36 protein-coding genes are annotated in these 24,188 nt (G+C 57.9%); 5 read left to right on the forward strand and 31 right to left on the reverse strand.

Going from position 1 to position 24,188, the window contains the following annotated elements:
• Window positions 1-65: 65 nt before the first annotated feature.
• The 14 genes from ACSQ16_RS16905 to rpmC all read right to left on the reverse strand — a co-directional run bounded on the left by ACSQ16_RS16905 (window position 66) and on the right by rpmC (window position 7,443).
• Window positions 66-713 carry an adenylate kinase gene (locus ACSQ16_RS16905; RefSeq protein WP_093927137.1) on the reverse strand — a complete coding sequence of 216 codons (648 nt, stop codon included), beginning with the start codon at window positions 711-713 and terminating at the stop codon, window positions 66-68.
• Window positions 710-2,092, reverse strand: a complete 1,383-nt coding sequence (secY, locus tag ACSQ16_RS16910; RefSeq protein WP_093927138.1) for a preprotein translocase subunit SecY — start codon at window positions 2,090-2,092, stop codon at window positions 710-712. The genes ACSQ16_RS16905 and secY overlap by 4 nt, the downstream gene beginning before the upstream one ends.
• Before the next feature lie 119 nt (window positions 2,093-2,211).
• Window positions 2,212-2,694, reverse strand: a complete 483-nt coding sequence (gene rplO / locus ACSQ16_RS16915) for a 50S ribosomal protein L15 (RefSeq protein ID WP_243262224.1) — start codon at window positions 2,692-2,694, stop codon at window positions 2,212-2,214.
• A 397-nt stretch (window positions 2,695-3,091) separates the two neighbouring features.
• Window positions 3,092-3,280 (reverse strand): 50S ribosomal protein L30, encoded by a 189-nt coding sequence (gene rpmD, locus ACSQ16_RS16920; RefSeq protein ID WP_007118856.1) that lies wholly within the window; start codon window positions 3,278-3,280, stop codon window positions 3,092-3,094.
• A 2-nt stretch (window positions 3,281-3,282) separates the two neighbouring features.
• Complete coding sequence (rpsE, locus tag ACSQ16_RS16925) at window positions 3,283-3,864, reverse strand: 30S ribosomal protein S5 (protein ID WP_093737988.1); 582 nt, start codon at window positions 3,862-3,864, stop codon at window positions 3,283-3,285.
• A gap of 169 nt (window positions 3,865-4,033) precedes the next feature.
• Entirely contained in the window at window positions 4,034-4,393 is a 360-nt protein-coding gene (gene rplR / locus ACSQ16_RS16930) for a 50S ribosomal protein L18 (protein WP_093927140.1), read from the reverse strand.
• A gap of 11 nt (window positions 4,394-4,404) precedes the next feature.
• Complete coding sequence (rplF, locus tag ACSQ16_RS16935) at window positions 4,405-4,938, reverse strand: 50S ribosomal protein L6 (protein ID WP_093927141.1); 534 nt, start codon at window positions 4,936-4,938, stop codon at window positions 4,405-4,407.
• 10 nt (window positions 4,939-4,948) lie between these two features.
• On the reverse strand, window positions 4,949-5,341 hold the full coding sequence (gene rpsH, locus ACSQ16_RS16940; RefSeq protein ID WP_067622243.1) for a 30S ribosomal protein S8: 393 nt from the start codon (window positions 5,339-5,341) through the stop codon (window positions 4,949-4,951).
• A 12-nt stretch (window positions 5,342-5,353) separates the two neighbouring features.
• Window positions 5,354-5,659, reverse strand: a complete 306-nt coding sequence (gene rpsN, locus ACSQ16_RS16945) for a 30S ribosomal protein S14 (protein WP_007118851.1) — start codon at window positions 5,657-5,659, stop codon at window positions 5,354-5,356.
• 18 nt (window positions 5,660-5,677) lie between these two features.
• Window positions 5,678-6,241, reverse strand: a complete 564-nt coding sequence (gene rplE / locus ACSQ16_RS16950; protein ID WP_093927142.1) for a 50S ribosomal protein L5 — start codon at window positions 6,239-6,241, stop codon at window positions 5,678-5,680.
• A complete protein-coding gene (rplX, locus tag ACSQ16_RS16955) occupies window positions 6,234-6,545 on the reverse strand; it encodes a 50S ribosomal protein L24 (protein ID WP_067267981.1) in 312 nt (103 codons plus the stop codon). Before rplX ends, rplE begins: the two co-directional genes overlap by 8 nt.
• Before the next feature lie 2 nt (window positions 6,546-6,547).
• The gene (gene rplN / locus ACSQ16_RS16960) at window positions 6,548-6,916 is read right to left on the reverse strand and encodes a 50S ribosomal protein L14 (RefSeq protein ID WP_007118848.1); all 369 of its coding nucleotides are present in this window, start codon (window positions 6,914-6,916) and stop codon (window positions 6,548-6,550) included.
• A 63-nt stretch (window positions 6,917-6,979) separates the two neighbouring features.
• Window positions 6,980-7,225: a 30S ribosomal protein S17 gene (gene rpsQ / locus ACSQ16_RS16965; RefSeq protein ID WP_093927143.1), complete on the reverse strand. Its 246-nt coding sequence runs from the start codon at window positions 7,223-7,225 to the stop codon at window positions 6,980-6,982.
• Window positions 7,226-7,239: 14 nt separating this feature from the next.
• The gene (rpmC, locus tag ACSQ16_RS16970) at window positions 7,240-7,443 is read right to left on the reverse strand and encodes a 50S ribosomal protein L29 (protein ID WP_007118846.1); all 204 of its coding nucleotides are present in this window, start codon (window positions 7,441-7,443) and stop codon (window positions 7,240-7,242) included.
• 183 nt (window positions 7,444-7,626) lie between these two features.
• Here rpmC and ACSQ16_RS16975 point away from each other — a divergent pair, with 183 nt between their 5' ends.
• Together ACSQ16_RS16975 and ACSQ16_RS16980 are read left to right on the forward strand one after the other, a co-directional pair.
• Complete coding sequence (locus tag ACSQ16_RS16975; protein ID WP_093927144.1) at window positions 7,627-8,247, forward strand: TIGR02466 family protein; 621 nt, start codon at window positions 7,627-7,629, stop codon at window positions 8,245-8,247.
• Window position 8,248: 1 nt separating this feature from the next.
• A complete protein-coding gene (locus ACSQ16_RS16980; protein WP_243262223.1) occupies window positions 8,249-8,833 on the forward strand; it encodes a hemerythrin domain-containing protein in 585 nt (194 codons plus the stop codon).
• Window positions 8,834-8,855: 22 nt separating this feature from the next.
• Here ACSQ16_RS16980 and ACSQ16_RS16985 read toward each other — a convergent pair whose 3' ends face one another.
• The gene (locus ACSQ16_RS16985; protein ID WP_093927146.1) at window positions 8,856-9,059 is read right to left on the reverse strand and encodes a hypothetical protein; all 204 of its coding nucleotides are present in this window, start codon (window positions 9,057-9,059) and stop codon (window positions 8,856-8,858) included.
• 147 nt (window positions 9,060-9,206) lie between these two features.
• Here ACSQ16_RS16985 and ACSQ16_RS16990 point away from each other — a divergent pair, with 147 nt between their 5' ends.
• Window positions 9,207-9,779, forward strand: a complete 573-nt coding sequence (locus tag ACSQ16_RS16990) for an NYN domain-containing protein (protein ID WP_243262222.1) — start codon at window positions 9,207-9,209, stop codon at window positions 9,777-9,779.
• Window positions 9,780-9,850: 71 nt separating this feature from the next.
• Here the strand turns inward: ACSQ16_RS16990 and rplP are convergent, their stop codons facing one another.
• From rplP to ACSQ16_RS17020, 6 genes are all read right to left on the reverse strand, one after another.
• Window positions 9,851-10,264 (reverse strand): 50S ribosomal protein L16, encoded by a 414-nt coding sequence (gene rplP, locus ACSQ16_RS16995; RefSeq protein WP_007118841.1) that lies wholly within the window; start codon window positions 10,262-10,264, stop codon window positions 9,851-9,853.
• 13 nt (window positions 10,265-10,277) lie between these two features.
• On the reverse strand, window positions 10,278-10,985 hold the full coding sequence (gene rpsC / locus ACSQ16_RS17000; protein ID WP_093927148.1) for a 30S ribosomal protein S3: 708 nt from the start codon (window positions 10,983-10,985) through the stop codon (window positions 10,278-10,280).
• Window positions 10,985-11,365, reverse strand: coding sequence for a 50S ribosomal protein L22 (gene rplV / locus ACSQ16_RS17005; protein ID WP_067267968.1), 381 nt, complete (start codon window positions 11,363-11,365; stop codon window positions 10,985-10,987). The genes rpsC and rplV overlap by 1 nt, the downstream gene beginning before the upstream one ends.
• A gap of 3 nt (window positions 11,366-11,368) precedes the next feature.
• Window positions 11,369-11,647 carry a 30S ribosomal protein S19 gene (gene rpsS / locus ACSQ16_RS17010; protein WP_007118838.1) on the reverse strand — a complete coding sequence of 93 codons (279 nt, stop codon included), beginning with the start codon at window positions 11,645-11,647 and terminating at the stop codon, window positions 11,369-11,371.
• A 3-nt stretch (window positions 11,648-11,650) separates the two neighbouring features.
• Entirely contained in the window at window positions 11,651-12,493 is an 843-nt protein-coding gene (rplB, locus tag ACSQ16_RS17015; protein WP_067625855.1) for a 50S ribosomal protein L2, read from the reverse strand.
• Window positions 12,494-12,991: 498 nt separating this feature from the next.
• Window positions 12,992-14,023 (reverse strand): fatty acid desaturase family protein, encoded by a 1,032-nt coding sequence (locus ACSQ16_RS17020; protein ID WP_243262221.1) that lies wholly within the window; start codon window positions 14,021-14,023, stop codon window positions 12,992-12,994.
• Between the two features lie 174 nt (window positions 14,024-14,197).
• Here ACSQ16_RS17020 and ACSQ16_RS17025 point away from each other — a divergent pair, with 174 nt between their 5' ends.
• Window positions 14,198-14,623, forward strand: a complete 426-nt coding sequence (locus ACSQ16_RS17025; protein WP_243262219.1) for a DUF1801 domain-containing protein — start codon at window positions 14,198-14,200, stop codon at window positions 14,621-14,623.
• 34 nt (window positions 14,624-14,657) lie between these two features.
• Here the strand turns inward: ACSQ16_RS17025 and ACSQ16_RS17030 are convergent, their stop codons facing one another.
• The 8 genes from ACSQ16_RS17030 to rpsL form a co-directional block, all read right to left on the reverse strand.
• Window positions 14,658-14,954 carry a 50S ribosomal protein L23 gene (locus ACSQ16_RS17030; protein WP_007118833.1) on the reverse strand — a complete coding sequence of 99 codons (297 nt, stop codon included), beginning with the start codon at window positions 14,952-14,954 and terminating at the stop codon, window positions 14,658-14,660.
• A complete protein-coding gene (gene rplD / locus ACSQ16_RS17035; RefSeq protein ID WP_093927151.1) occupies window positions 14,951-15,568 on the reverse strand; it encodes a 50S ribosomal protein L4 in 618 nt (205 codons plus the stop codon). Before rplD ends, ACSQ16_RS17030 begins: the two co-directional genes overlap by 4 nt.
• On the reverse strand, window positions 15,565-16,443 hold the full coding sequence (gene rplC, locus ACSQ16_RS17040; protein WP_007118831.1) for a 50S ribosomal protein L3: 879 nt from the start codon (window positions 16,441-16,443) through the stop codon (window positions 15,565-15,567). Before rplC ends, rplD begins: the two co-directional genes overlap by 4 nt.
• Before the next feature lie 18 nt (window positions 16,444-16,461).
• On the reverse strand, window positions 16,462-16,782 hold the full coding sequence (rpsJ, locus tag ACSQ16_RS17045) for a 30S ribosomal protein S10 (RefSeq protein WP_093927152.1): 321 nt from the start codon (window positions 16,780-16,782) through the stop codon (window positions 16,462-16,464).
• Window positions 16,783-17,155: 373 nt separating this feature from the next.
• Window positions 17,156-18,331 (reverse strand): elongation factor Tu, encoded by a 1,176-nt coding sequence (tuf, locus tag ACSQ16_RS17050; RefSeq protein ID WP_067622157.1) that lies wholly within the window; start codon window positions 18,329-18,331, stop codon window positions 17,156-17,158.
• An 86-nt stretch (window positions 18,332-18,417) separates the two neighbouring features.
• Window positions 18,418-20,544 carry an elongation factor G gene (gene fusA, locus ACSQ16_RS17055; protein ID WP_093928963.1) on the reverse strand — a complete coding sequence of 709 codons (2,127 nt, stop codon included), beginning with the start codon at window positions 20,542-20,544 and terminating at the stop codon, window positions 18,418-18,420.
• A gap of 65 nt (window positions 20,545-20,609) precedes the next feature.
• Window positions 20,610-21,080, reverse strand: coding sequence for a 30S ribosomal protein S7 (rpsG, locus tag ACSQ16_RS17060; RefSeq protein ID WP_007118827.1), 471 nt, complete (start codon window positions 21,078-21,080; stop codon window positions 20,610-20,612).
• An 87-nt stretch (window positions 21,081-21,167) separates the two neighbouring features.
• Window positions 21,168-21,539: a 30S ribosomal protein S12 gene (rpsL, locus tag ACSQ16_RS17065; RefSeq protein ID WP_007118826.1), complete on the reverse strand. Its 372-nt coding sequence runs from the start codon at window positions 21,537-21,539 to the stop codon at window positions 21,168-21,170.
• A 398-nt stretch (window positions 21,540-21,937) separates the two neighbouring features.
• Here rpsL and ACSQ16_RS17070 point away from each other — a divergent pair, with 398 nt between their 5' ends.
• The gene (locus ACSQ16_RS17070) at window positions 21,938-22,741 is read left to right on the forward strand and encodes a putative rhamnosyl transferase (protein ID WP_243262218.1); all 804 of its coding nucleotides are present in this window, start codon (window positions 21,938-21,940) and stop codon (window positions 22,739-22,741) included.
• On the opposite strand, the gene ACSQ16_RS17075 is transcribed toward ACSQ16_RS17070, so the two are convergent.
• Window positions 22,714-23,601: a DMT family transporter gene (locus ACSQ16_RS17075; protein ID WP_243262216.1), complete on the reverse strand. Its 888-nt coding sequence runs from the start codon at window positions 23,599-23,601 to the stop codon at window positions 22,714-22,716. The genes ACSQ16_RS17070 and ACSQ16_RS17075 overlap by 28 nt on opposite strands.
• Window positions 23,602-23,755: 154 nt before the next feature.
• A complete protein-coding gene (locus tag ACSQ16_RS17080; RefSeq protein ID WP_243262214.1) occupies window positions 23,756-24,160 on the reverse strand; it encodes a response regulator in 405 nt (134 codons plus the stop codon).
• Window positions 24,161-24,188 lie beyond the last annotated feature (28 nt).

A 24,188-nucleotide genomic window follows, 5' to 3' on the forward strand; every position in this document is an offset into this window, starting at 1 on the left:
ACTGTGCTGCCGATGCGCCATCTAGGGAAAGAGAGCGTCGCCGCCTGCCCTTCCCTGCGACCCGATCAAGCGTCGAGGATTGCTGCGATCTCGGCGCGAACTTCGTCGATCTTACCCAAACCATTAACGCTCTGAAGCATGTCTTTGGCATAGTAATAGCCCAGCAACGGAGAGGTCTGTTTGTAGTAGGCCATCAGACGGGTCTTGAGACTTTCCTCATTGTCGTCCGCCCGGCGTTTGAACTCTGTGCCGCCGCAATTGCTGCATTTGCCATCTTCGGGAATCGGCTTGGTCAGGTCGTTGTAAACCTCACCGCAGCTTGCGCAGGTGGAGCGAGCGGTGATGCGGGCGACCAGCGCCTCATCGTCGACCTTCATCTCGATTACGGCATCAAGGTTTTGATCCTCATCCGCCATCAATTCGGCCAATGCGTCGGCTTGGGCCAGCGTGCGCGGGAACCCGTCAAAGATGAAACCGCCATGCTCGGCCTTGTCGGTCAGCTTTTCACGGATCAGGCCAATGACGATCTCATCAGTGACCAGCGCGCCACGGTCCATAACGTCCGCGACGATCTTGCCCATCTCTGTACCGCTGTCTTTCGCTTCACGCAGCATGTCGCCGGTGGAGAGTTGAACCATATTGCGGGTCTCGACGAGATGACGTGCTTGGGTGCCTTTGCCTGCGCCCGGAGGCCCGAGTAGAATAATGTTCATCGACGTACGGGGCTCCGTTTCTTGCGTGTACCTTTGCCTTTGCCTGCACCTTTGCCGCGCAATTGCGAGCGTTCAAGCAAACCTTCGTATTGATGCGCGAGCAGATGGCTCTGCACCTGTTGGATGGTGTCCATCGTCACCGACACGACGATCAGCACCGATGTACCGCCGAAGTAGAAGGGAATAGCGAACTGACCGCGCAGAATTTCCGGCAGAACACAGACCGCAGCGAGGTAGAACGAGCCCAAGACCAGAATGCGGTTCACGACATACTCAAGATACTCGGCGGTGCGTTTGCCCGGACGGATGCCCGGCACGAAACCGTTCTGGTTCTTCAGGTTGTCGGCCACGTCATCGGGTTTGAAGCTGACGTTGAACGTATAGAAATAGGCAAAGAAGACGATCATCGCCACGAAGAACAGCAGATAAAGAGGCTGGCCGGGGCCAAAGTTCGCCAAGAGCCAAGACATCACAGGGCTGGTGGAGTTGCCCGAGAATGTGCTGACCGTCACTGGCAGAAGCAGCAGTGAGGAGGCAAAGATTGCCGGGATCACGCCTGCGGGGTTCACTTTGATCGGCAGGTGCGACGTGCCGCCGTCATACATCTTCATGCCGACTTGGCGACGGGGGTACTGGATATGGATCTTGCGCAACGCGCGCTCCATGAAGACCACGAACATGATCGTCGCGATCACCATGACCAGCACACCAACAATCACCGCAGGGCTGATCGCGCCAGAGCGGCCCGAAGCAAAGAACTGGGCTATGGCGGCGGGAACTTCGGCGATAATGCCGACGAAGATGATCAGCGAGATACCGTTGCCGATGCCGCGTGCGGTGATTTGCTCACCGAGCCACATCAGGAACATAGTGCCGCCGACGAGCGTGATCATACAGGCTGCGATAAAGCCAAAGCCCATCTGCCCGTCAGCAACAATGTCACCCGCCTGAAGACTGACCGCGAGACCATAGGACTGCAAAGTCGCCAGCGCCACGGTGCCGTAGCGTGTGTACTGGTTAATCTTCTTGCGTCCCTGCTCGCCCTCTTTTTTCAACTGCTCCAGCGCCGGAACCATGGAGGTCAGCAGCTGAACGATGATCGAGGCCGAAATATAAGGCATGATGCCCAGAGCGAAGATACCCATCCGGCCTAGCGCGCCGCCGGTAAACATCGACACCATGCCGCCGATGCCTTGGCCCGCGCTTTCCATGAAGTCACGCAGCGCCCCACCATCGATGCCGGGCACCGGGATAAAGGTGCCAAGGCGGTAAACGATAAGCAGCCCGAGCGTGAACAGGATCCGGTTGCGCAGGTCAGTTGCCTTGCCCAATGCGGCCCAGCTCGTGTTCGCGGCCATGTTTTCGACGGCAGATACCATGAGGGGTCTCTTCTTTTGTTACAAAAACGCCGCCCGGGCCGTTTTCCGGCGGGCGGCGTTCGGGAAAACTTGAGGATATGTAAGCGGCTGGCGCGCCGCTCACAAGCCTTAAGGCCGCATTACTCGGATGCTTCGACCGCCTTGGGGGCAGTCACAGTCACCTTGCCGCCTGCCTTCTCGACCGCCTCGATGGCAGACTTAGAAGCGCCGGCAACGTTCAGGTCGATCTTAGAGGTGATGTCACCTTTGGCCAGAACGCGGATACCGTCCAGCTCACGACGAACCAGACCGGACGCAACTAGAGCAGCACCGTCGATGGTGTTGCCAGCGTCGATCTTCTTGGCGTCGATGAACTTCTGGATCAGGCCTAGGTTCACAACAGCGAAAGACTTGCGGTTGGGCTTGTTAAAGCCACGCTTGGGCAGACGCTGATAGATCGGCATCTGGCCGCCTTCAAAGCCCTTGATCGCCACGCCGGAACGGGACTTTTGACCTTTGATACCACGGCCACCCATTTTACCCTTGCCGGAGCCAGGGCCACGGCCGACGCGCATACGCTTCTTGGTTGCGCCTTCGTTGTCGGAAAGTTCGTGCAGTTTCATGTCGCTTCTCCTTTTGCCGGAAATGGCCCCCAGCGACGGGAGTGGCCAAACGCGGCGTTTCGATTCCATTGCAACCCAACACGGGCCACCGGGGGCGTATAGGGGATGGCGCAAGGCGTGACAAGGGGGTGGCGGCAAACATGGGCTCTTACGAGGCAACACGGGCCATCGCCTGCCCGTGAGGTGGCGACCTCAACAGTGATCCAGGCCACTTTAGCCTGCAGTGATAGTGTGACTGCGCAGAAGAGCGCCAAACCTCACTAACTCGCCAGCACGCCCGGCGCCTGCAGCTTGATCCGGGCCGGTGGCACAATCAGCCCAAAAAGCAAAACGCCCAGCAGTTTCCTGCGAGGCGTCTTCGTAGAGTGGTCCCCCACTCTACCGCTGAACCCTAGGTTCAGCCTTTCTCTTCAACGATCTCGACCATGTGCGAGACCTTGTTGATCATGCCGCGGACGGAAGGTGTATCTTCCAGTTCACGGGTACGACCCATTTTATTCAGACCCAGGCCAACCAGAGTTGCCTTTTGCTTGGCGGGGCGGCGGATCGGCGAGCCGACCTGCTTGATTACGAGTGTCTTGGCCATGCTTATGCCTCCTCAGCCACTTGTGCGGAGGACTCTACGTTGTCATCACGCTTGGGCAGAATGTCAGCCACTTTCTTGCCGCGACGTTGCGCGACGGAACGGGGCGATTGCTCTTTTCTCAGACCGTCCAAAGTGGCGCGGATCATGTTGTATGGGTTCTGCGAACCGACCGACTTGGACACAACGTCCTTTACGCCCAGCATCTCGAATACGGCACGCATCGGACCACCGGCGATGATACCGGTACCTTCAGGTGCTGTACGCATGATGACTTTGCCGGCGCCGTGGCGGCCGTGCATGTCATGGTGCAGCGTACGACCTTCGCGCAGCTGCACGCGGATCATCTGACGCTTGGCTTGCTCAGTCGCCTTGCGGATGGCCTCGGGCACTTCTTTCGCTTTACCCTTACCAAAGCCGACGCGGCCTTTTTGATCGCCCACGACTACAAGTGCGGCAAAGCCGAAACGCTTACCACCCTTAACGGTCTTGGACACGCGGTTGATCGCGACCAGACGGTCAGCGAATTCCGGGGTCTCGTCGCGCTGGTTGCGGCGGTTGCCCCCACGGTTGTCATCTCTTGCCATCTGGCATCTTCCTTTTTCTGTGGCCCTTGGGCCCCCTTTGGTCAATCCTGGTGGGCCAGCGGCCCCCGGATCATCGAGAGGGCCAGCGTGGCCCTCTTCGTAGGAAAGCTGCACACGCGGCGCAGCCTCCATATGAAAGCAGGTGCGTGGTTGCCCACGCACCGCACAATCAGATCTTCAGACCGCCTTCGCGGGCCGCTTCGGCCAAAGCTTTCACTTTGCCGTGGAACAAGAAACCGCCACGGTCGAAGTATGCTTCTTCCACGCCAGCTTTCTTGGCACGCTCGGCGATCAATGCGCCGACCTTGGTTGCCGCTTCGACGTTGTTTTTGCCAACGACGCCCAGATCCTTCTCCATGGTGGAGGCGGATGCGAGTGTAACGCCGTTCACATCGTCGATCAGCTGAGCCGAGATGTTCTTGGACGAACGGTGTACCGACAGGCGCATGCGCCCGGCGTTCACTTTGCGGAGTTTGTTCCGAACGCGCATGCGGCGTTTCAGGAACAGCTGTCTTTTGGTATTTGCCATCTTTCCGTTCCTTACTTCTTCTTGCCTTCTTTGCGGAACACGAACTCACCCTTATAGCGGATGCCTTTGCCCTTATAGGGCTCGGGCTTGCGCCAAGCGCGGATGTTCGCAGCGACCTGACCAACAAGCTGTTCGTCAATGCCTTCCACAACGATTTCGGTCTGCTTCGGTGCTGTTACGGTGACGCCCTCGGGCGCAACATAGTCAACATCGTGGCTGAGGCCGAGGTTCAGGCGCAGCGTGTTGCCGTTGATGGCAGCACGATAACCAACACCTTGGATCTCAAGCTCTTTCTTGAAGCCCGTGGTGACACCGGTCACCAGGTTTTCGATCATAGTCCGGGACATGCCCCACTGCTGACGTGCGCGCTTGGACTTGCCGCGCGGTGTCACAGTGATTGCGCTGTCTTCGACCGTCAGCGTCACGTCATCAGTCGCACGGAAGGTGCGGGTCCCCTTAGGGCCCTTCACTTCAATCGTCTGACCGCTGACCTCTGCCGAGACGCCCGAAGGCATGGCGACAGGTTTCTTACCAATTCGAGACATTGTCTTCTCCTTAGAATACGGTGCAGAGCACTTCGCCGCCAACATTGGCAGAGCGTGCAGATGCGTCCGACATCACACCTTTGGAGGTGGAGACAATCGACACACCGAGGCCCTGACGGACAACAGGGATGTCATTGACGGCCATGTAAACGCGACGACCGGGCTTGGAAACCCGCTTCAATTCGCGAATAACAGGCTCGCCTTCGTAGTACTTGAGGCTGATCTCGATGGCGGGGTGGCCATCGGCGCCCGTCACCTTTTCGTAGCCGCGGATGTAGCCTTCGTCGGCCAGCACGTCCAACACCCATGCACGCAGCTTGGAAGCTGGTGTGGATACGGTGGATTTGCCGCGCAGCGAAGAGTTACGGATGCGTGTCAGCATATCTGCGATAGGATCGTTCATCTGATGCGCTCCTTACCAGCTCGACTTGACCATGCCGGGGATCTGGCCCGAAGAGCCAAGGTCCCGCAGCGCGATCCGCGAAATTTTCAGTTTACGATAGTAGGCGTGCGGGCGGCCCGTCAGCTGGCAGCGGTTGTGCAGACGCACAGCAGAGCTGTTGCGCGGCAGTTTCGCCAGTTTCAGGGAAGCGCGGAAACGCTCTTCCATCGGTTTGCTTTCGTCGCTCACGATCTCTTTCAGAGCCGCGCGCTTCTCAGCGTATTTTTTGACCAGTGCTTCGCGCTTCTTTTCGCGCTCAATCATGGATTTCTTAGCCATTTCTAATCCTTCCCGCGCTTATGAATTGAAGGGCATGTTGAAAGCTTTCAACAGCGCCTTGGCTTCAGCGTCGGTTTTCGCCGTGGTGGCGATCACGATGTCCATACCCCAAGTCTCGTCAACTTTGTCGAAGTCGATTTCGGGGAACACGATATGCTCTTTCAAGCCCATGGCGTAGTTGCCACGGCCGTCAAAGCTTTTGCCTGGCACGCCGCGGAAGTCGCGGATACGGGGCATTGCGATCGTGATCAGACGGTCAAGGAATTCGTACATGCGGTCACCGCGCAGGGTTACTTTCGCACCCAGCGGCATTTCCTCACGAACGCGGAAACCAGCGATGGATTTCTTGGCCACGGTTGTCAGGGCCTTCTGGCCTGCAATCACGGTCAAGTCTTCCTGAGCCGACTTGGCTTTCTTGCTGTCACGTACGGCTTCGGCACCACAGCCGATGTTCAGAACGATTTTGTCCAGCTTGGGGATCATCATGTCGTTCTTGTAGCCGAATTCCTCTTTCAGGGCGGCGCGGATCTTTTCGCGGTATTCGGCCTGAAGGCGGGGTGTGTAGGTTGCGGTATCAAGCATCGATCACGTCCCCCGTGGTCTTGGCAAAGCGCACTTTTTTGTCGCCTTCGATTTTGAAACCCACGCGGGTGGCTTTGCCATTGGCATCCACCAGTGCGAGGTTGCTCAGGTCGATCGGCATCGCCTTGGGGATGCGGCCGCCTTGAGATGTCTGTGTCTGGCGTGTGGCGCGGATGGCGATTTTCACGCCGTCAACGATGGCCTTGTTCGACTTGGGGTCAACGGACGAGATGGTGCCCGTTTTGCCTTTGTCCTTGCCGGACAGCACGATGACCTTGTCACCTTTGCGAAGTTTAGCAGCCATGATTACAGCACCTCCGGAGCGAGCGAGATGATTTTCATGAAGTTCTTCGCGCGCAGCTCACGAACAACCGGCCCGAAGATACGGGTGCCGACAGGCTCGTTGTTGTTATTCAGGATAACAGCAGCGTTGCGGTCGAAACGGATGGCGGTGCCATCGTCGCGACGAACTTCTTTGGCGGTGCGAACAACAACGGCCTTACGGACGTCGCCTTTTTTCACACGACCGCGAGGGATGGCTTCCTTGACCGACACGACAATGATGTCGCCGACGGATGCGTATTTACGCTTGGAACCACCCAAGACCTTGATGCACTGAACACGGCGCGCGCCGCTGTTGTCAGCAACATCCAGGTTGGTCTGCATCTGGATCATTTGGTTTCTCCCGACCTTCTGGGGGGCGATGCGGCCCTCGTCCCAGGGTTTCGTTTAAGGGGCTCAGGCTTCGGTCTTGTCCGAAGTCAGAACTTCCCAACGTTTGGTTTTCGACTTTGGTGCACACTCGATGATGCGAACGCTGTCGCCCACTTTGTATGTGTTGTTCTCATCGTGAGCCCGGTACTTCTTGGACTTACGGATGGTCTTTTTCAGAACCGGATGCGTAAAGCGACGCTCTACGGAAACGGAAACTGTTTGTGCGTTGGCGTCCGATGTCACGGTGCCTGTAAGGATACGCTTGGGCATGTTTCAGGCTCCTATTATTCGGCTGCCGCAGCAGCGGCTTTCTGGTTCAGCACGGTGTGGACACGGGCCACGTCACGCTTCACGGTCTTCAAACGTGCGGGATTCTCCAGCTGGCCGGTGGCCTGCTGAAAACGCAAGTTGAAGGATTCTTTTTTCAGGTTCACAAGCTCGTCGCGGAGCTGGTCCGGCGTCTTGTCGTGCAGTTCGCTGGCTTTCACGGCCTCTTCCTTTCAACATCACCAGTAGGCCCCTGTCAGGGTGACCATGATTCTGGTGGAGTTCATGATGAAAGGTGCCAATACGCGCTGAGGTCGCACATGGCAACCCCCGATGGCCCGGCGCCTGTGAATTAGGCGGGAAAGACGCTGGCGATAGGAACATGTTCCGCATAAGAAGGGCCTATGTCAAACATCAAATCGCTTTTCGCCACCCGCCTCTATCACGCCGCCCTGTCGGCGCATGGCAAACCCATCGACACTGATGAGCTGGCCGCCTCTTGTTTCTCGATTGCCGAGGATGACGAGGCCGGACAGGATTGGTGCGAGGAGAACGGCTATGCGGGTTACACCTCTTATGCCTCATTGGACGACCTGCCCTACCGCTTCCCGATCTTCAAAGATCTGGTCGCCGTGCTGGACAAACATGTGGCGGAATTTGCCAAAGATCTAGAGTTCGATCTGGGCGCGCGCAAACTGGTGCTGGATTCACTGTGGCTGAACATCCTGCCCGAAGGCGGCATCCACACATCGCATATTCACCCGCATTCGGTAATCTCGGGCACGACCTATGTCACCATGCCCGAAGGCGCCAGCGCGATCCGCTTTGAAGACCCGCGCTTGCCGATGATGATGGCAGCCCCCGGCCGGGTGAAGGACGCCCGCGAGGAGCTGCGCCCCTTCATCTATGTCGCGCCCCAAGCTGGTGATGTGCTGCTGTGGGAAAGCTGGCTGCGCCACGAGGTGCCGATGAACATGATTGAGGAAGATCGCGTGTCGGTGAGCTTCAACTACAATTGGGCCTAGGATGGCAAAACACGCCGATGGGCGGCCCCTGACTGCGTTAACGATTGACCCAGACACCCGCCCGCCGATGCCTCAGCTAGGTAAGGTAACCGACAGTCAGCGGCAAGCGGGGCGGCATCTGGCGGCCATTCACAGACATTACTTAAAGGATCTTGCCCGGATTGCACAGGTCATGGCCTGGATGGAAGGCGGAGAGACACCACCCGCCGATCTGGCCCATATCGTGCTGCATACAGAAATGGCCCAGAATTTCGCCGCTGCCGGAACGCTCTGCGGGCAGCAATGCTGGGCGTTGACGATGCATCACAACATCGAAGAACAAAGCATTTTTCCGCAATTGCAGGCCCGTGGCTCTGATTCTGTCCGCACCATCGTAGATCGGCTACGGGAGGAGCATGAGGTAGTGCATGCGCTTCTAGAGCGGCTCGGCAAGGCCGCAGAAAGCTTGACCGAAGCACCAAGTGCGAAGGACTTCGCCGAAACCCGCGCGATCTTTGACCAACTCGTTACTGTCGTGCAATCGCACTTTCATCTCGAAGAAACCGCGCTGGCCGAGGCTTTGGGCGTCTATCAGGTCGATATCTGACGGCACACCCTCGCGCTCGACACTACTTCTTGGCCGCCTTTGCCGCCTCTTCCTGCGCCTTTACTGCGGCTTTCTCCTCTTTCGTCAGCTTATTGCCCCACTGATTGTTGCTGAGCCCCAAATCGCTGGGCATCGGCTTGGTCTTTCCCTTTTTGACCTCCCCACCCTTGTCGAGGAACGCACGGATCAAGTCTTCGTCGGTATTGGGCTTTGGGACGTGCTTCATGTGGCTGGGCCTTTCCTGTCGCGATGGGTTGTGACGAGGCTACCGACTATTAGGCGGGATGGCCAGTACGGGCCGCCGCGCCTTGCTCAACGCGCCTATTTGCCTGACACTCAACCTTAAGCACTATTCAACGCAGTTATCTCAAATATGATTTGCCCCTTCTTATTATTACTCGGTTCTTTGGTCCTGACCATCGCCGGAGCATCTATCCCCGGCTGGCAAGATCTCACGCTGCTCGGTGTGCCCTGCGTTATCGCCAGTGCGATCCTCTTGCTGCGCGCCCTGGCTCAACCCAAGCGCGCCCAGAAAAAGTGGATCATCGTGGATGGCTCGAACGTTATGTATTGGAAGTCGGGCGAGCCGAGCATCAAAGTCGTGCGCGAGATCGTGGACGAGCTGCGCGACCGCGGTTACACACCCGGCGTCGTGTTTGATGCCAATGCCGGTTATCTGCTTATCGGGCGATATCAACACGATAATGCGTTAAGCAGACAACTTGATCTTCCGGTGGACCGGGTAATGGTGGTCCCCAAAGGCACCCCGGCCGATCCCTATATCCTCCAGTCGGCGCGGGACTATGGGGGGCAGGTGGTGAGCCGTGATCGGTTTCGCGATTGGGCGGATGCTCACCCTGAAATCGCCGAACCGGGGCATTTGGTCAAAGGGGGCTACCAGAAGGGCAAGCTCTGGCTTGACCTCAAAAACGAAGCCCTCGTCTGACAAAGAAAAACCCCCGCCGATCGCTCGACGGGGGTTCATTTCTCTTACCCACCCCTCGCGGGGGGTGCGGCTTACCAGTCCTCGCGGACGACAACCCGGGTCTTGATCGGCAGCTTCATGGCTGCCAGACGCAGGGCTTCGCGTGCCACGTCTTCACCGACACCGTCGATTTCAAACATGATGCGGCCCGGCTTGACCTTGGCTGCCCAGAAGTCAACGGAACCTTTACCCTTACCCATACGAACTTCGACGGGCTTGGAGGTGACCGGAACGTCCGGGAAGATGCGGATCCAGACACGGCCCTGACGCTTCATGTGACGCGTCATGGCGCGGCGTGCCGCTTCGATTTGACGGGCTGTAACCCGCTCCGGCTGCAGTGCCTTCAGGCCGTAGGTGCCAAAGTTCAGGTCAGACCCGCCCTTTGCCAGACCCTTGATCGAGCCCTTAAACTGCTTGCGGAATTTAGTACGCTTTGGTTGAAGCATTTGTCATTCCCCCTTAGCGACGACCGCCGGCACCGCGAGGTGCTGGGCCGTCTTGGAGTTCCTGTGCCTTACGGTCACGCGCGGCGGGGTCATGTTCCATGATCTCGCCTTTGAAGATCCATGTCTTGATCCCGATGATGCCGTAAGCGGTGGCCGCTTCGACATGCGCGTAATCGATGTCGGCACGCAATGTGTGCAGAGGCACGCGACCCTCACGGTACCATTCGGTACGCGCGATTTCAGCACCACCAAGACGACCCGCGAGGTTCACGCGGATGCCCAGTGCGCCCATGCGCATGGCGTTCTGCACGGCACGTTTCATGGCACGGCGGAAAGAAACCCGGCGCTCCAGCTGCTGTGCAATGCTCTCACCAACCAGATGTGCGTCCAGCTCGGGCTTGCGGATCTCAACGATGTTGAGGTGCAGTTCCGAGTTGGTCATCTTGGCGATCTTCTGGCGCAGCGTCTCGATGTCCGCGCCTTTCTTGCCAATGATGACACCGGGGCGTGCTGTGTGGATCGTGACGCGGCACTTTTTGTGCGGACGCTCGATGATTACACGGGCAACACCAGCTTGGTGGCACTCTTTCTTGATGAAGTCGCGGATTGCGAGGTCTTCGAGAAGAAGATCACCGTAATCCTTGGTATCGGCGTACCAGCGGCTGTCCCAGGTGCGGTTCACCTGAAGACGCATACCGATCGGATTTACTTTGTTACCCATCAGGCTTGCTCCTCAACTTGACGCACTTTGATCGTGATCTCGGCAAACGGCTTGATGATCTTGCCGAAACGGCCACGGGCACGCGGGCGACCGCGCTTCATGGTCAGGTTCTTACCGACATAGGCCTCGGCCACGATGAGCTCATCGACGTCCAGGTTGTGGTTGTTCTCGGCGTTGGCAATCGCGGACTGAAGGCATTTCTTCACGTCCTGGGCGACCCGCTTCTTGGAGAAGGTGAGGTCGGTCAACGCTTTGTCCACGGACTTGCCACGGATCAGAGCTGCAACCAGGTTCAGTTTCTGCGGGCTGGTGCGAAGCATGCGCAGTTTTGCCATTGCTTCGTTGTCTGCCACGCGGCGGGGATTCTTATCCTTGCTCATGGCTTATTTCCGCTTCGCTTTTTTGTCGGCGGCATGACCGTAGTAGGTCCGAGTCGGGGAGTACTCACCGAACTTCTGACCGATCATGTCTTCGCTGACGTTAACAGGGATGTGCTTATGACCGTTGTACACGCCAAACGTCAGACCCACGAACTGGGGCAGGATCGTGCTGCGGCGCGACCAGATCTTGATCACTTCGTTACGGCCGCCCTCGCGGGAAGCCTCTGCCTTTTTGAGGACATAAGAGTCAACAAAAGGACCTTTCCATACTGAACGAGCCATGAATTAACGCCCCTTCTTCTTGGCGTGACGCGAGCGGATGATAAGCTTGCTGGACGCTTTGTTCTTGTTGCGGGTCTTGGCACCCTTCGTCGGCTTACCCCAAGGAGTAACCGGGTGACGACCACCAGAGGTCCGGCCTTCACCACCGCCGTGCGGGTGGTCGATCGGGTTCATCACCACACCACGTACAGAAGGACGGATGCCCTTGTGACGCATGCGGCCCGCTTTACCGTAGTTCTGGTTGGAGTTGTCGGGGTTGGACACGGCACCAACGGTGGCCATGCATTCCTGACGCACGAGACGCAGCTCGCCGCTGCTCAGACGGATCTGAGCGTAGCCACCGTCACGACCCACGAACTGGGCGTAGGTGCCGGCGGCACGTGCGATCTGACCGCCCTTGCCGGGCTTCATCTCGATGTTGTGGACGATCGTACCGATTGGCATGCCCGAGAAAGGCATCGCGTTACCGGGTTTGATGTCCACTTTGGCGCCGGCGATGATCTTGTCGCCGATGGCCAGACGCTGGGGGGCCAGGATGTAGGCCTGCTCGCCGTCTTCGTACTGAATCAGTGCGATGAAAGCGGTCCGGTTGGGGTCATATTCGATCCGCGCGACAACAGCGGACATGTCCAGCTTGTTACGCTTGAAATCAACGATACGGTAGAGGCGCTTTGCACCACCACCTGTCCGACGCATTGTGATTCGTCCGGTGTTGTTCCGACCGCCAGATTTGGTCAAACCCTCAGTAAGGGCTTTGACCGGGCGGCCTTTCCACAGCTCCGAACGGTCGATCAGTACCAGTCCACGCTGGCCTGGCGTCGTCGGTTTGTACGACTTGAGTGCCATGTTCTCTGTCTTCCGTTTGCTTGGCACGCATCCATCATGATGAAAGCGCGTTGGTTGTAGGGCCCCGAAGGTCCCCTGTAGGAGTGGTGGATGGGCTTAAATCTCTTGCGAGGCAGGCATCCCAACCACCGGGATCGTTCAAATAGCCAAACCCCGGACGAATCCGGGGTCTGAGCCGATGTGGCGACCTAGCAGGTTCAAATCTGCCCGTCCAGTGGGCATAGAAAGATTCCTCCCGCCGCGCCTACACAAACGAAAAGATGGCGCCGGGGCGCCTTCTTCAATATGCTCAGATTTTCCGGAAGGCGGGATCAGTCAAGGCCAATCTTTCGGCCAGACGCATACCCGGATCAAGGATTGCAAATTCGGGTTCGTTGAGTTCCGGCATATGATTGGAGCGGCCTGTCCCGCGCTCTCATTTTGGTTTTAAGTGAAGGACGTAAATGCAAAAAACCCCGCCGAAGCGGGGTTTATGTCTATGCCTAGGTCGGTTGCGCGTCAGGCCGCGCTGCGGGCCTGAGCGAATGACAACAGGCGCTTGGTCTTCTCATCCCACAGATGCAAACGCGCATTGGAAAGGCTCTCGCGGATGGTCATCCGGTTCCCCTCTGCCAGCGCCGCGTGGTCACGCAACACCTCAGGCAGACGGTAGAATGGGATACGGCTGTAGAGGTGGTGAACGTGGTGGATGCCGATGTTGGCGCTCAACCACTGCAACGGCCGCGGCAGGATATAATGCGACGAGCCGTGGAACGCAGCATCATGCAAATCCCATGCCTCGTTTTCCTCCCAATGAGTCGTCTCAAACTGGTGCTGAACGTAGAACAGCCACATGCCTGCCGTCGCCGCCAATAGCGTGCTGGGCACAAAGATCAGCAGGATCGGCATGATCCCCCCGAAATAAAAGATCACCGCCAGCGCTGCGAGGATCGACAGGTTGGTGCCCATCGCGCTCATCCAATAGCGCGCTTTGGCCATCAACCCCAGCGGGATGCGGTTCTGCACGAAAAACAGATAGCTTGGTCCAAGTCCAAACAGCACCACCGGGTTGCGATAAAGCCGATAGTGAAACCTTCCGAACACCCCAAGCGCGCGGTATTCTCCAACTGTCAGCGTGTGAATATCCCCAATCCCCCGGCGCCCAAGATTCCCGGCAGAGGAGTGGTGGATCGAATGCGTACGGCGCCAAACGTCATAGGGCGTCAGTGTCAAAACCCCCAACACACGCCCAACCCAATCACTGGTACGTCGGCTGCTAAAGAACGCAGCATGACCACAATCGTGCTGGATCGCAAAGAGCCGCAGCAAAAAGCCCGCATTGACCAGCGAGATCGCCAGTGTCAGCCAGCCGCTGATCGACATCGCCCACCACGCCAGTGCCCAAAGCAGGACGAAGGGCCCAAGCGTGATCGCCAGCTCGAAACTGCTGCGCCAAGTGCTCGGCTCGCGGTAGCGAGCCAGCACGCGGACCCAGTCGCGCGCGTTCGACACGTCCGCAGACGCGCCAGAGGGAGATTTTTCGTGAAACATAGAACTGCTTTTTATCGTTGCTCTATGCCTTGTAGAGGAAAGCACGCAGCAAGCAACTTATCCGTTGACTATTAACGTCGGGTTTCGGTGTCTGTGGCCAAAATTAGCCGGTAGGGCGACGCTTTGGTACACCCCGACAATTGAACATGCCGCCCTCCCCTCCTAGGCTGACGCATGAATTCATCCAGCCCACCGCTTCAAAACGAAGGCGTAGCAGCCGCTTTTGCGTGTTTTCCTGCGTTGGCACGCGCTGGCCTTCTGGAGATACGGCAGCTTATTTACGAAGTTGCAGAGACCGAAGGCGTAGGCCCTATCGAAGAAACTCTCAAATGGGGGCAACCGGCCTATCTTACTTCCCAAAGAAAATCGGGAACGTCTTTGCGACTAGGTGTGCCGAAATCCGGCGGATACGCGCTCTATGTTCATTGCCAGACCACACTCATTTCAGACGCGCGCACGGCGTTCGGGGATGCGTTCACCTATGAAGGGAACCGCGCAGTCCTATTTAATGCACAGACTAGCATCTCAGACACACCACTGGCGCTTTTGATTGCCAGTGCGCTGACTTACCACCGCCGCAACAAAAAAGGCCCCCGCTAAGCGGAGGCCTTTTTCCAGATCATTCACCGAAAGCTTACAGCCCGGTGGATACGTCGATTGTGTTGCCTTCTTCGAGCGTCACATAAGCCTTTTTCACGTCTTTACGGCGGCCCATCTGGCCCCGGAAACGCTTGACCTTGCCTTTGGTGATGGACGTGTTCACGGCCTTCACCTTGACGTTAAAGAGCGCCTCAACGGCCTCTTTGATCATTGGCTTGTTGCTCTCGATCGCCACTTCGAAAACGACAGCGTTCTGTTCGGACGCCATTGTTGCTTTCTCGGTGATGATCGGCTTGCGGATCACATCGTAATGTTCATGCTTGGCGCTCATTTCAGGCGTGCCTCCAATGCTTCGATCCCCGCTTTGGTGATCACCAGAGTGTCACGCTTGAGGATGTCATAGACGTTTGCGCCCATCGACGGCAGGATATCCAAACCTTCGATGTTGCGTGCGGCCTGTGCGAAGTTCTCGTTGACCGAAGCGCCATCGATGACCAGCGTGCGCTTCCAACCCAGGTTCGAAACCTGCTTGGCCAGAGCGGCTGTTTTGCCTTCGGACGTTGCTTCGTCGATGATGACCAAGGAACCGGCTTTTGCTTTGGCGCTGAGCGCGTGGCGCAGACCCAGCTTGCGGAACTTCTTGGTCAGCTCATGGCCGTGGCTACGCGGGGTTGGGCCCTTGTAGATACCACCCTTGCGGAAGATCGGCGCGTTACGGTCACCGTGGCGTGCGCCGCCGGTGCCTTTTTGGCGATAGATCTTCTTGGTCGAGTAGCTGGTCTCGGACCGCGTCTTGACCTTGTGCGTACCCTGCTGCGCGTTGTTACGCTGCCAGCGCACGACGCGGTGCAGGATGTCGGCACGCGGCTCAAGGCCGAACAGTGCTTCGTCCAGGTCTACGGACCCGGCCTTGCCACCGTCGAGTTTGATGACATCGAGTTTCATGCGTCACCTTCTTTCTTGTCAGCGTCGGCATCGGAATTGTCGGCATCCGAACCTTCAGCTGCGATTTCAGCTTCTGCGGCTTTCAGCGCTTCGGCTTCCTGTGCGGCTTGCTCTTCGGCCAAACGCTTGGCTTCGGCTTCTGCCTCTGCTGCGGCTGCGGCGGCTGCCTCTTCGGCGGCTTTCGCGGCTTCTTCAGCGGCGGATTTCAGAGCGGCGGGCAGAATCGCGTCTTCGGGGAACGGCTTTTTGACCGCATCCTTGACGGTGACCCAGCCACCTTTGGAGCCAGGAACGGCGCCTTTAACCATGATCAGGCCACGCGCGCTGTCAGTCTTGACGACCTCGAGGTTCTGCGTGGTGACACGGGCAGCGCCCATGTGACCGGCCATTTTCTTACCTTTGAAAACCTTGCCGGGATCCTGACACTGGCCTGTGGAACCGTGCGAACGGTGGCTGATGGAAACACCGTGTGTCGCCCGCAGACCGCCAAAGTTGTGACGCTTCATCGCACCGGCAAAACCTTTACCGATCGAAGTGCCTGCAACGTCAACGTACTGACCTGCGAAGTAATGGTCCGCGATGATTTCCTCACCGACTTCCAGCATCGCTTCCGCATCGACGCGGAATTCAGCAACCTTGCGCTTGGGTTCCACTTTCGCTGCTGCGAAGTGGCCACGCATGGCTTGGCTTGTGCGTTTGGCTTTCGCCGAACCTGCACCGAGCTGAACGGCAGTATAGCCGTCACGGTCTGCGGTGCGCTGTGCGACAACCTGAAGCTTGTCCAACTGAAGAACGGTCACAGGAATCTGCTTGCCGTCTTCCATGAACAGCCGGGTCATGCCGACTTTTTTTGCAATAACGCCTGAGCGCAACATATGATTACCCTCCCAGCTTTACGATTGCAGCTTGATCTCGACATCCACGCCAGCGGCGAGGTCGAGCTTCATCAGCGCGTCCACGGTCTGGGGGGTCGGATCAATGATATCCAGCAGACGCTTGTGCGTGCGGATTTCGAACTGGTCACGGGATTTCTTGTCAACGTGGGGACCACGCAGAACGGTGAATTTCTCGATTTTGTTCGGCAGCGGAATGGGTCCGCGAACCGAAGCGCCTGTGCGCTTCGCGGTGCTGACGATTTCCTGTGTAGAAGAATCGAGCACCCGATAGTCAAACGCCTTCAGGCGAATGCGGATGTTCTGGCTTGGAGCGGCCATATGCATATCCCTTGTTTTGGGATTTCAACGGATTGGAGGAAGCAGGCTCATCCGGCCCCCTCATCGCGCCTTGGTATCAAATCAAACGGGGCGCGTCTGACGCACCCCGGTGATTGGCGTCCTATAGGGGGAATCGATGGCCGTGGCAAGCAGGTTCTAAAAACCCCCGTGTTTTTAGAACCTGTGCGCAAAGTCATGCCGCTCGCGGCGTGACAGCGCACACCGCCAGAGTTCAATCACGACCGAAAAAACACCTGATTCCTGACTTGGCCGGCAGGCGCAATAGCTCCTCCCCCGCAAACGCAAAAGGCCGCAGCGAATGCTGCGGCCTTTCGAAAGTCTTACAAGTCAGGCCCAAAGGCCTACCCCATAATTACTCAGTGATCTTCGACACAACACCGGCGCCAACTGTACGGCCACCTTCGCGGATCGCGAAGCGCAGGCCGTTTTCCATGGCGATCGGTGCGATCAGCTCAACGCCGAAGGACACGTTGTCACCAGGCATGACCATCTCGGTGCCTTCTGCCAGCTGAACGGTGCCGGTCACGTCAGTTGTACGGAAGTAGAACTGTGGACGGTAGTTCGCGAAGAACGGCGTGTGACGGCCACCTTCCTCTTTGGTGAGGATGTAGGCTTCGGCTTCGAACTTGGTGTGCGGGTTCACGGAACCGGGCTTGCAGAGAACCTGACCGCGCTCAACGCCGTCACGCTCAACGCCACGCAGCAGCGCGCCGATGTTGTCGCCTGCTTCACCACGGTCCAGCAGCTTGCGGAACATTTCCACACCTGTGCAGGTGGTTTTCTTGGTGTCGCGGATGCCGACGATTTCGATTTCGTCGCCAACGTTGATCACGCCACGCTCAACACGGCCGGTCACAACGGTACCACGACCAGAGATCGAGAACACGTCTTCGACTGGCATCAGGAACGGCTGGTCAACAGCACGCTCAGGTGTCGGGATGTAGTTGTCGACTTCTTCCATCAGCTTGCGGATCGCGTTCTCGCCGATGTTTTCGTCACGGCCTTCCATCGCCGCCAGAGCGGAACCGGGCACAACAGGGATGTCGTCGCCGGGGTAGTCATAGGAAGACAGCAGCTCGCGGATTTCCATCTCAACCAGCTCAAGCAGCTCTTCGTCGTCGACCTGGTCAACTTTGTTCATGAAGACGACCATGGCGGGGATGCCAACCTGACGGCCGAGCAGGATGTGCTCACGAGTCTGGGGCATCGGGCCGTCGGCCGCGTTCACAACCAAGATCGCGCCGTCCATCTGAGCCGCACCGGTGATCATGTTTTTCACATAGTCAGCGTGGCCGGGGCAGTCGACGTGGGCGTAGTGACGTGCTTCGGTTTCATACTCAACGTGCGCGGTCGAGATGGTGATGCCGCGGGCCTTTTCTTCGGGCGCGCCGTCGATCTGGTCGTACGCTTGGAAGTCACCGAAGTATTTGGTGATCGCCGCGGTCAGCGTGGTTTTACCGTGGTCAACGTGGCCGATTGTGCCGATGTTGACGTGTGGCTTGTTACGTTCAAACTTTGCCTTTGCCATGGTGTTGGCTCCTTTAGATGTTGGGTGGTGGGCTTAAAGACCCACCCTACAGATTGGGTAGGGCGGGGTTCACCCCGCCATCCCGGTTATGCAAATTTGGCCTGAATCTCGTCAGAGATGTTCTGCGGCACAGGCTCGTAGTGGTCGAACTGCATGGTGAAGTTCGCACGACCGGAAGACATCGAACGCAGCGTGTTGATGTAGCCGAACATGTTGGCCAGCGGTACGAAGGCGTCGATCGCGATGGCGTTGCCGCGCGTGTCTTGACCCTGCACCTGACCCCGACGGGATGTCAGGTCACCGATGATGCCACCGGTGTACTCTTCCGGTGTCACAACTTCGACCTTCATGATCGGTTCCAGCAGTTTCGCGCCAGCTTTCTTCATGCCTTCGCGCATACCCATACGGGCGGCGATTTCGAAGGCAAGAACGCTGGAGTCAACGTCGTGGAACTTACCGTCGATCAGAGCCACCTTGAAGTCGATGACCGGGAAGCCCGCTAGCGGACCGGAGTCCAGAACCGACTTGATACCCTTTTCCACGCCCGGGATGTATTCCTTGGGAATGGCACCACCGACGATACGGCTCTCGAAAGAGTAACCTTCGCCCGGCTCGGTCGGCATCAGGATCATCTTAACTTCACCGAACTGACCCGAACCACCCGACTGCTTCTTGTGGGTGTAGGTGATTTCGGCTTCGCGGCTGATGGTCTCGCGGTAAGCCACCTGCGGCGCACCGATGTTCGCTTCAACTTTGAATTCGCGCTTCAGACGGTCCACCAGAATGTCGAGGTGAAGTTCGCCCATGCCCTTCATGATGGTCTGACCGGATTCCAGATCGGTTTCGACGCGGAAAGAGGGGTCTTCGGCGGCCAAACGGGCCAGACCTGCAGACATTTTCTCTTGGTCGGCCTTGGTCTTTGGCTCAACCGCGATCTCGATAACCGGATCGGGGAAGGTCATGGTTTCCAGAACCACCGGATCGTTGGCAGCACAAAGCGTGTCACCTGTGGTGGTGTCTTTCAGACCGGCAAGCGCGATGATGTCGCCCGCAAAAGCTTCTTCGATCTCTTCGCGGTTGATCGAGTGCATCATCATCATACGACCGACGCGCTCTTTCTTACCTTTGGTCGAGTTCAAGAGGGTATCGCCCTTCTTGAGCACGCCCGAATAAACGCGGGTGAATGTCAGCGAGCCAACAAAGGGGTCGTTCATGATTTTGAACGCAAGGCCAGAGAACGCCATTTCATCATCCGCACGACGCGGGATGTTACGGGTTTCTGTCTCATCGCCCGGCTTGAAGCCCATGTAGTCGACAACGTCCAGCGGGCTGGGCAGATAGTCGATCACGGCGTTCAAGAGTGGCTGAACACCTTTGTTCTTGAAGGCAGAGCCACAAAGAACGGGGATGAATTTGATCGCCAGCGTGCCCTTACGGATCAGCGCGCGCAGGGTGTCGACGTCCGGCTCAGCACCGTCCATCAGGTAGTTTTCCATCGCCTCGTCGTCCATCTCGACCGCGGTCTCGATGAGCTTGGCACGCCATTCGTCAGCGGACTCTTTCAGGCTGTCACGGATCTCGCGCTGTTCCCAGCCGGCACCCAGATCTTCACCGGACCAGACCCATTCCTTCATTGTGACGAGGTCAACGAGACCTTCAAGCTCGTTCTCGGCGCCAATTGGGATCTGGATCGGAGCAGGTGTGGCACCTGTGCGGTCTTTGATCATCTTCACGCAGTTGAAGAAGTCAGCGCCGATTTTGTCCATCTTGTTGACGAACACAATGCGCGGAACTTTGTAGCGGTCAGCCTGACGCCACACGGTTTCGGTTTGCGGCTCAACACCAGCGTTGGCGTCAAGCACGGCAACCGCGCCGTCGAGAACGGCCAGCGAACGCTCAACTTCGATGGTGAAGTCAACGTGGCCGGGGGTGTCGATGATGTTCATCCGGAACTTGGTGTCGGATGTCGCATCGGCTGTAGGCTCTTCCTGGCGCTGCCAGAACGTGGTGGTCGCGGCGGATGTAATGGTGATCCCGCGTTCCTGCTCTTGCTCCATCCAGTCCATCGTCGCGGCGCCGTCATGCACCTCACCGATGTTGTGGCTTTTGCCAGTGTAGAACAGGATGCGTTCGGAACAGGTGGTTTTGCCGGCATCGATGTGAGCCATGATGCCGAAGTTGCGGTAGCGTTGGAGCGGATAGTCGCGTGCCATGGGGCTGCTTCCTCGAAAATATCAGTACGAACAGATCGCGCCCGAAACCGGGCGCGACGTTGAAATTACCAGCGGTAGTGGCTGAACGCTTTGTTGGCGTCGGCCATCTTGTGCGTATCTTCGCGCTTTTTAACGGCAGTACCACGGGACTGGACAGCGTCCATCAGTTCGCCTGCAAGACGCTCTTCCATGGTGTTTTCGTTGCGGGCGCGCGCGGCTTTGATCAACCAGCGGATCGCCAGGGCCTGACGACGCTCGGGGCGCACTTCGACTGGCACCTGATAGGTGGCACCACCAACGCGACGCGAACGAACTTCGACGGACGGCTGGATGTTTTCAAGTGCTTCGTGGAACACTTCGATCGGGGCGCGCTTGATCTTGTCTTCGACGCGGGTCATCGCGTTGTAGACGATGCGCTCGGCGACAGATTTCTTGCCGTCGATCATCAGGTTGTTCATGAATTTGGTGAGAACCAGATCGCCGTATTTGGCGTCTGGCAGGACTTCGCGTTTTTCAGCGGCGTGGCGGCGTGACATGTCAGTGTCTTCCTCTTGGCGGGTGGTGGGGCCATGCCCCACCCAACATCGAATGGATTGGTGGGGGCATGCCCCACCACTGCGAGATTACTTCGGACGCTTCGCGCCGTACTTGGAGCGACGCTGCTTCCGGTCCTTGACACCTTGGGTATCGAGAACACCGCGCAGGATGTGGTAACGCACACCGGGAAGGTCTTTTACACGACCGCCGCGGATCAGAACCACGGAGTGTTCCTGAAGGTTGTGGCTCTCACCCGGGATGTAGGAGATGACTTCGAAACCATTGGTCAGGCGCACTTTGGCAACCTTACGCATGGCCGAGTTCGGCTTCTTGGGTGTTGTTGTGTAAACCCGTGTGCAGACGCCACGCTTTTGCGGGCACTCCTGCAGGTGCATGGATTTCGAACGTTTGACTTTCGGCTGCCGCGGCTTGCGGATCAGCTGTTGGATCGTTGGCATTCCGGATATATCCCCGTATCGCTCAGATTTCATACACGGGGGATCCCCCATGCGGCTAATTTCGGTTACCTTGCGCGTCCACAAAGCAAAATGACCGCAACGTTCCCGTACCGAGGAAAACGACGCGGTGGGTTAACAGAGGATCGGGCCAGTAGTAGGCCGGATCGTGACCACTTCAGTAATGATGTCGGATTGGCAGAGCGGCCTCCGCCTCCGAGATAGCGGGCGTATAGAAGGTTGCGCAGGGGCTGTCAACAGCCCGGCCCTCGGAGGGCCGTCCAGAGCGGGCCGCGGCGCCCCCGGTTCCGAGCAACCCGCCGGTTCTGGCTCCGCCCCCTTGCCAGCAACAAAGCTCTGCCGCCATATTCATCAGAGACTTATCCTTGAGGGACAATATCATGCAAGCCATCGGCCTGTGCCGTTTTTCTTACCCTGCCCTTGGCGGGTTTCAGGTCGGGCACGAGACCATCGAGGAGCGGATCGCATACCTTTACGCGGAAGCACGGCTTGAAGAGCGCTTGCGATTGCTAGAGACGGTCGCCCTGCCCTGCCTCAAGGCGCAAACGGACCCAGATTTTTCCATCGTCTTCCTAATCGGAGACCAATTTCCAGCCCGGCATGTCCAACGGCTCGAATCGCTTCTCACTGACCTTCCTCAGGCCGTAATTCACCGCGAGCCCCCCCGACAGCATCGCGAAGTGATGAAAGAGGTGCTGAACGCCGCGCGGATAAACCCCAAGGAACCCTGCCTGCAATTTCGCTATGACGATGACGATGCGGTTTCGGTGGATTTCATCGCCCGCCTGCGCGGCACAGTCGAAGACAGCGCGGGCCTGCTCCGCGGGCAACGTTCCGTCGCCTTTGATTGGCCCAAGGGCTATATTGCCGAATTTGGGCCAAACGGCATTCGCGCGGCAGAGGTTTTTCGCCCGCTGAACGTCGCGGCATTGGCGATGTATGTCAAAGGCGGCAGCTCCCTGACCATAATGAACTTCGCGCATATGAAGCTGCCCCGGTTCATGCCCTACGTCAGCCTGCCTGACCCCGCGATGTTTGTGCGCAGCCACAACGGGTCAAACGATTCGCGGCAGGGGCTTGCGCATAAGGTACAAGTCTCCCCACTCAACGCAGAGGGCGAAGCGCTCTTTCGGGAACGCTTTGCCATTGATGCGGGTCAGATACGCCGGACTTTTGCCGCCTGAATTTTCAGCTTTCGCTCGCGGTAGAGGGTGAAGACCCCCGTGGCGACAACGATGCCCGCGCCGATCAGGGTAAGCGTGCCCGGCCAATCGCCAAAAATAAGCCACCCCAGCAACAGCGCCCAAAGCAACCCGGTGTAGCGAAACGGCGCGATGAACGCGACATCGCCGGTGCGCATGACTTGGATCGAAAAGAAGTAACCGCCCAAGACAAACACCCCAGAGCCGCCGATCAGCAACGCCAGCGAAGGCGTCACTGGTGCCCAAGGTGCGCTGAGCGATGCTAGCCCCGCCGCCGTCATCACCGACAAGGCGGTGACCAGCGTCACAGTCATCGATGGCACCGACGCCGACAGCGCCCGCGTCGAGAGGTCGCGTACCGTTACGCAAAGCACGGCGATCAACACGTAGATAGACCAGATGTTAAAGCCCTCTGCCCCCGGTTTGACGATTAACAATACACCACAAAAACCGATCCCGATGGCGAGCAGCCGCCGCCAACCCACCGCCTGCTGCAGCACCAGTGCCGCGGCCAGTGTGACCGAAAGCGGCACCGCCTGAAGGATCGCTGTGACATTGGCCAAAGGCATGTTGAACAGCGCGGTAAGAAAAAAATATGCCGCGGCAATCTCGGCAACAGAGCGCAAGGCGATCACACGCCAATCCCGTGCCTCTAGCCGAAAATCGATGCGCCCTAACTGCCTGCTGAGGGCAAAGATCAATACCGAAGTCGTCGCACCTCGAAGAAACAGCAATTGGAACAGTGGCAGCGCACCGTCCGTCATTTTCAACAGCGTGTCGTTAAACGTGAAACATGCCATCGAGGCGATCATCAGCAATGCGCCGATGGTATTGGGGGACATGAACGCGCTCCGGGAAATTGGGTGCGGCTTATATCGGTGCCGCTGTCCAATGACTGGCAGCGGGCACTAGGGCTGTCAAGAACGGTGGCTTGCGCCCATCGTCTGCGGGTTAACTAGTACAACAGTTGACGGATCGATCAGCGGCTGCCCGTTCTCACTGGTTCGACGCCTGCGTCATCTGTTGTTGCTGACTGGCAAGCAGTTGCCGGACCGTGCTGCGAAGTTGTCCCGGGTCGACAGGTTTCTGCATCACGGTGGCTTCCAGGTCGCGGAAGGCGTCATAGACCTCAAGGTCGCGGGTACGCCCACTGAGGAAAATGATCGGTGTTCCCGCGATGGCAGGATTCTGGCCAAACCGATGTGCGAGTTCCATCCCCCCCATATCAGGCATCGAGATATCGCTGATGATAAGATCGGGTTTCAGGTCTTCGACCACCGCCAGCGCATCGCGGGCGTTCAGGCAAGAGACAAAGGTCAAAGAGAGATCGTCGGAAAAGATCATCTTTACCAATTCCAGAATGATCGGATCATCATCGATATGTAAAATGCGGGATGCCATCTGAAGAGCCTTGCGACGGTTGAGCTGC

Source organism: Sulfitobacter sp. SH24, assembly GCF_965641895.1.
GTDB lineage: Bacteria > Pseudomonadota > Alphaproteobacteria > Rhodobacterales > Rhodobacteraceae > Sulfitobacter > Sulfitobacter dubius.

What these genes read in the sequence shown, in the direction of transcription:
- ACSQ16_RS16905 (WP_093927137.1), bottom strand. Translation starts at nt 713, where the DNA reads ATGAACATTATTCTACTCGGGCCTCCGGGCGCAGGCAAAGGCACCCAA.
- secY (WP_093927138.1), bottom strand. Translation starts at nt 2,092, where the DNA reads ATGGTATCTGCCGTCGAAAACATGGCCGCGAACACGAGCTGGGCCGCA.
- rplO (WP_243262224.1), bottom strand. Translation starts at nt 2,694, where the DNA reads ATGAAACTGCACGAACTTTCCGACAACGAAGGCGCAACCAAGAAGCGT.
- rpmD (WP_007118856.1), bottom strand. Translation starts at nt 3,280, where the DNA reads ATGGCCAAGACACTCGTAATCAAGCAGGTCGGCTCGCCGATCCGCCGC.
- rpsE (WP_093737988.1), bottom strand. Translation starts at nt 3,864, where the DNA reads ATGGCAAGAGATGACAACCGTGGGGGCAACCGCCGCAACCAGCGCGAC.
- rplR (WP_093927140.1), bottom strand. Translation starts at nt 4,393, where the DNA reads ATGGCAAATACCAAAAGACAGCTGTTCCTGAAACGCCGCATGCGCGTT.
- rplF (WP_093927141.1), bottom strand. Translation starts at nt 4,938, where the DNA reads ATGTCTCGAATTGGTAAGAAACCTGTCGCCATGCCTTCGGGCGTCTCG.
- rpsH (WP_067622243.1), bottom strand. Translation starts at nt 5,341, where the DNA reads ATGAACGATCCTATCGCAGATATGCTGACACGCATCCGTAACTCTTCG.
- rpsN (WP_007118851.1), bottom strand. Translation starts at nt 5,659, where the DNA reads ATGGCTAAGAAATCCATGATTGAGCGCGAAAAGAAGCGCGAAGCACTG.
- rplE (WP_093927142.1), bottom strand. Translation starts at nt 6,241, where the DNA reads ATGCTTGATACCGCAACCTACACACCCCGCCTTCAGGCCGAATACCGC.
- rplX (WP_067267981.1), bottom strand. Translation starts at nt 6,545, where the DNA reads ATGGCTGCTAAACTTCGCAAAGGTGACAAGGTCATCGTGCTGTCCGGC.
- rplN (WP_007118848.1), bottom strand. Translation starts at nt 6,916, where the DNA reads ATGATCCAGATGCAGACCAACCTGGATGTTGCTGACAACAGCGGCGCG.
- rpsQ (WP_093927143.1), bottom strand. Translation starts at nt 7,225, where the DNA reads ATGCCCAAGCGTATCCTTACAGGCACCGTGACATCGGACGCCAACGCA.
- ACSQ16_RS16975 (WP_093927144.1), top strand. Translation starts at nt 7,627, where the DNA reads ATGTCAAACATCAAATCGCTTTTCGCCACCCGCCTCTATCACGCCGCC.
- ACSQ16_RS16980 (WP_243262223.1), top strand. Translation starts at nt 8,249, where the DNA reads ATGGCAAAACACGCCGATGGGCGGCCCCTGACTGCGTTAACGATTGAC.
- ACSQ16_RS16985 (WP_093927146.1), bottom strand. Translation starts at nt 9,059, where the DNA reads ATGAAGCACGTCCCAAAGCCCAATACCGACGAAGACTTGATCCGTGCG.
- ACSQ16_RS16990 (WP_243262222.1), top strand. Translation starts at nt 9,207, where the DNA reads ATGATTTGCCCCTTCTTATTATTACTCGGTTCTTTGGTCCTGACCATC.
- rplP (WP_007118841.1), bottom strand. Translation starts at nt 10,264, where the DNA reads ATGCTTCAACCAAAGCGTACTAAATTCCGCAAGCAGTTTAAGGGCTCG.
- rpsC (WP_093927148.1), bottom strand. Translation starts at nt 10,985, where the DNA reads ATGGGTAACAAAGTAAATCCGATCGGTATGCGTCTTCAGGTGAACCGC.
- rplV (WP_067267968.1), bottom strand. Translation starts at nt 11,365, where the DNA reads ATGAGCAAGGATAAGAATCCCCGCCGCGTGGCAGACAACGAAGCAATG.
- rpsS (WP_007118838.1), bottom strand. Translation starts at nt 11,647, where the DNA reads ATGGCTCGTTCAGTATGGAAAGGTCCTTTTGTTGACTCTTATGTCCTC.
- rplB (WP_067625855.1), bottom strand. Translation starts at nt 12,493, where the DNA reads ATGGCACTCAAGTCGTACAAACCGACGACGCCAGGCCAGCGTGGACTG.
- ACSQ16_RS17020 (WP_243262221.1), bottom strand. Translation starts at nt 14,023, where the DNA reads ATGTTTCACGAAAAATCTCCCTCTGGCGCGTCTGCGGACGTGTCGAAC.
- ACSQ16_RS17025 (WP_243262219.1), top strand. Translation starts at nt 14,198, where the DNA reads ATGAATTCATCCAGCCCACCGCTTCAAAACGAAGGCGTAGCAGCCGCT.
- ACSQ16_RS17030 (WP_007118833.1), bottom strand. Translation starts at nt 14,954, where the DNA reads ATGAGCGCCAAGCATGAACATTACGATGTGATCCGCAAGCCGATCATC.
- rplD (WP_093927151.1), bottom strand. Translation starts at nt 15,568, where the DNA reads ATGAAACTCGATGTCATCAAACTCGACGGTGGCAAGGCCGGGTCCGTA.
- rplC (WP_007118831.1), bottom strand. Translation starts at nt 16,443, where the DNA reads ATGTTGCGCTCAGGCGTTATTGCAAAAAAAGTCGGCATGACCCGGCTG.
- rpsJ (WP_093927152.1), bottom strand. Translation starts at nt 16,782, where the DNA reads ATGGCCGCTCCAAGCCAGAACATCCGCATTCGCCTGAAGGCGTTTGAC.
- tuf (WP_067622157.1), bottom strand. Translation starts at nt 18,331, where the DNA reads ATGGCAAAGGCAAAGTTTGAACGTAACAAGCCACACGTCAACATCGGC.
- fusA (WP_093928963.1), bottom strand. Translation starts at nt 20,544, where the DNA reads ATGGCACGCGACTATCCGCTCCAACGCTACCGCAACTTCGGCATCATG.
- rpsG (WP_007118827.1), bottom strand. Translation starts at nt 21,080, where the DNA reads ATGTCACGCCGCCACGCCGCTGAAAAACGCGAAGTCCTGCCAGACGCC.
- rpsL (WP_007118826.1), bottom strand. Translation starts at nt 21,539, where the DNA reads ATGCCAACGATCCAACAGCTGATCCGCAAGCCGCGGCAGCCGAAAGTC.
- ACSQ16_RS17070 (WP_243262218.1), top strand. Translation starts at nt 21,938, where the DNA reads ATGCAAGCCATCGGCCTGTGCCGTTTTTCTTACCCTGCCCTTGGCGGG.
- ACSQ16_RS17075 (WP_243262216.1), bottom strand. Translation starts at nt 23,601, where the DNA reads ATGTCCCCCAATACCATCGGCGCATTGCTGATGATCGCCTCGATGGCA.
- ACSQ16_RS17080 (WP_243262214.1), bottom strand. Translation starts at nt 24,160, where the DNA reads ATGGCATCCCGCATTTTACATATCGATGATGATCCGATCATTCTGGAA.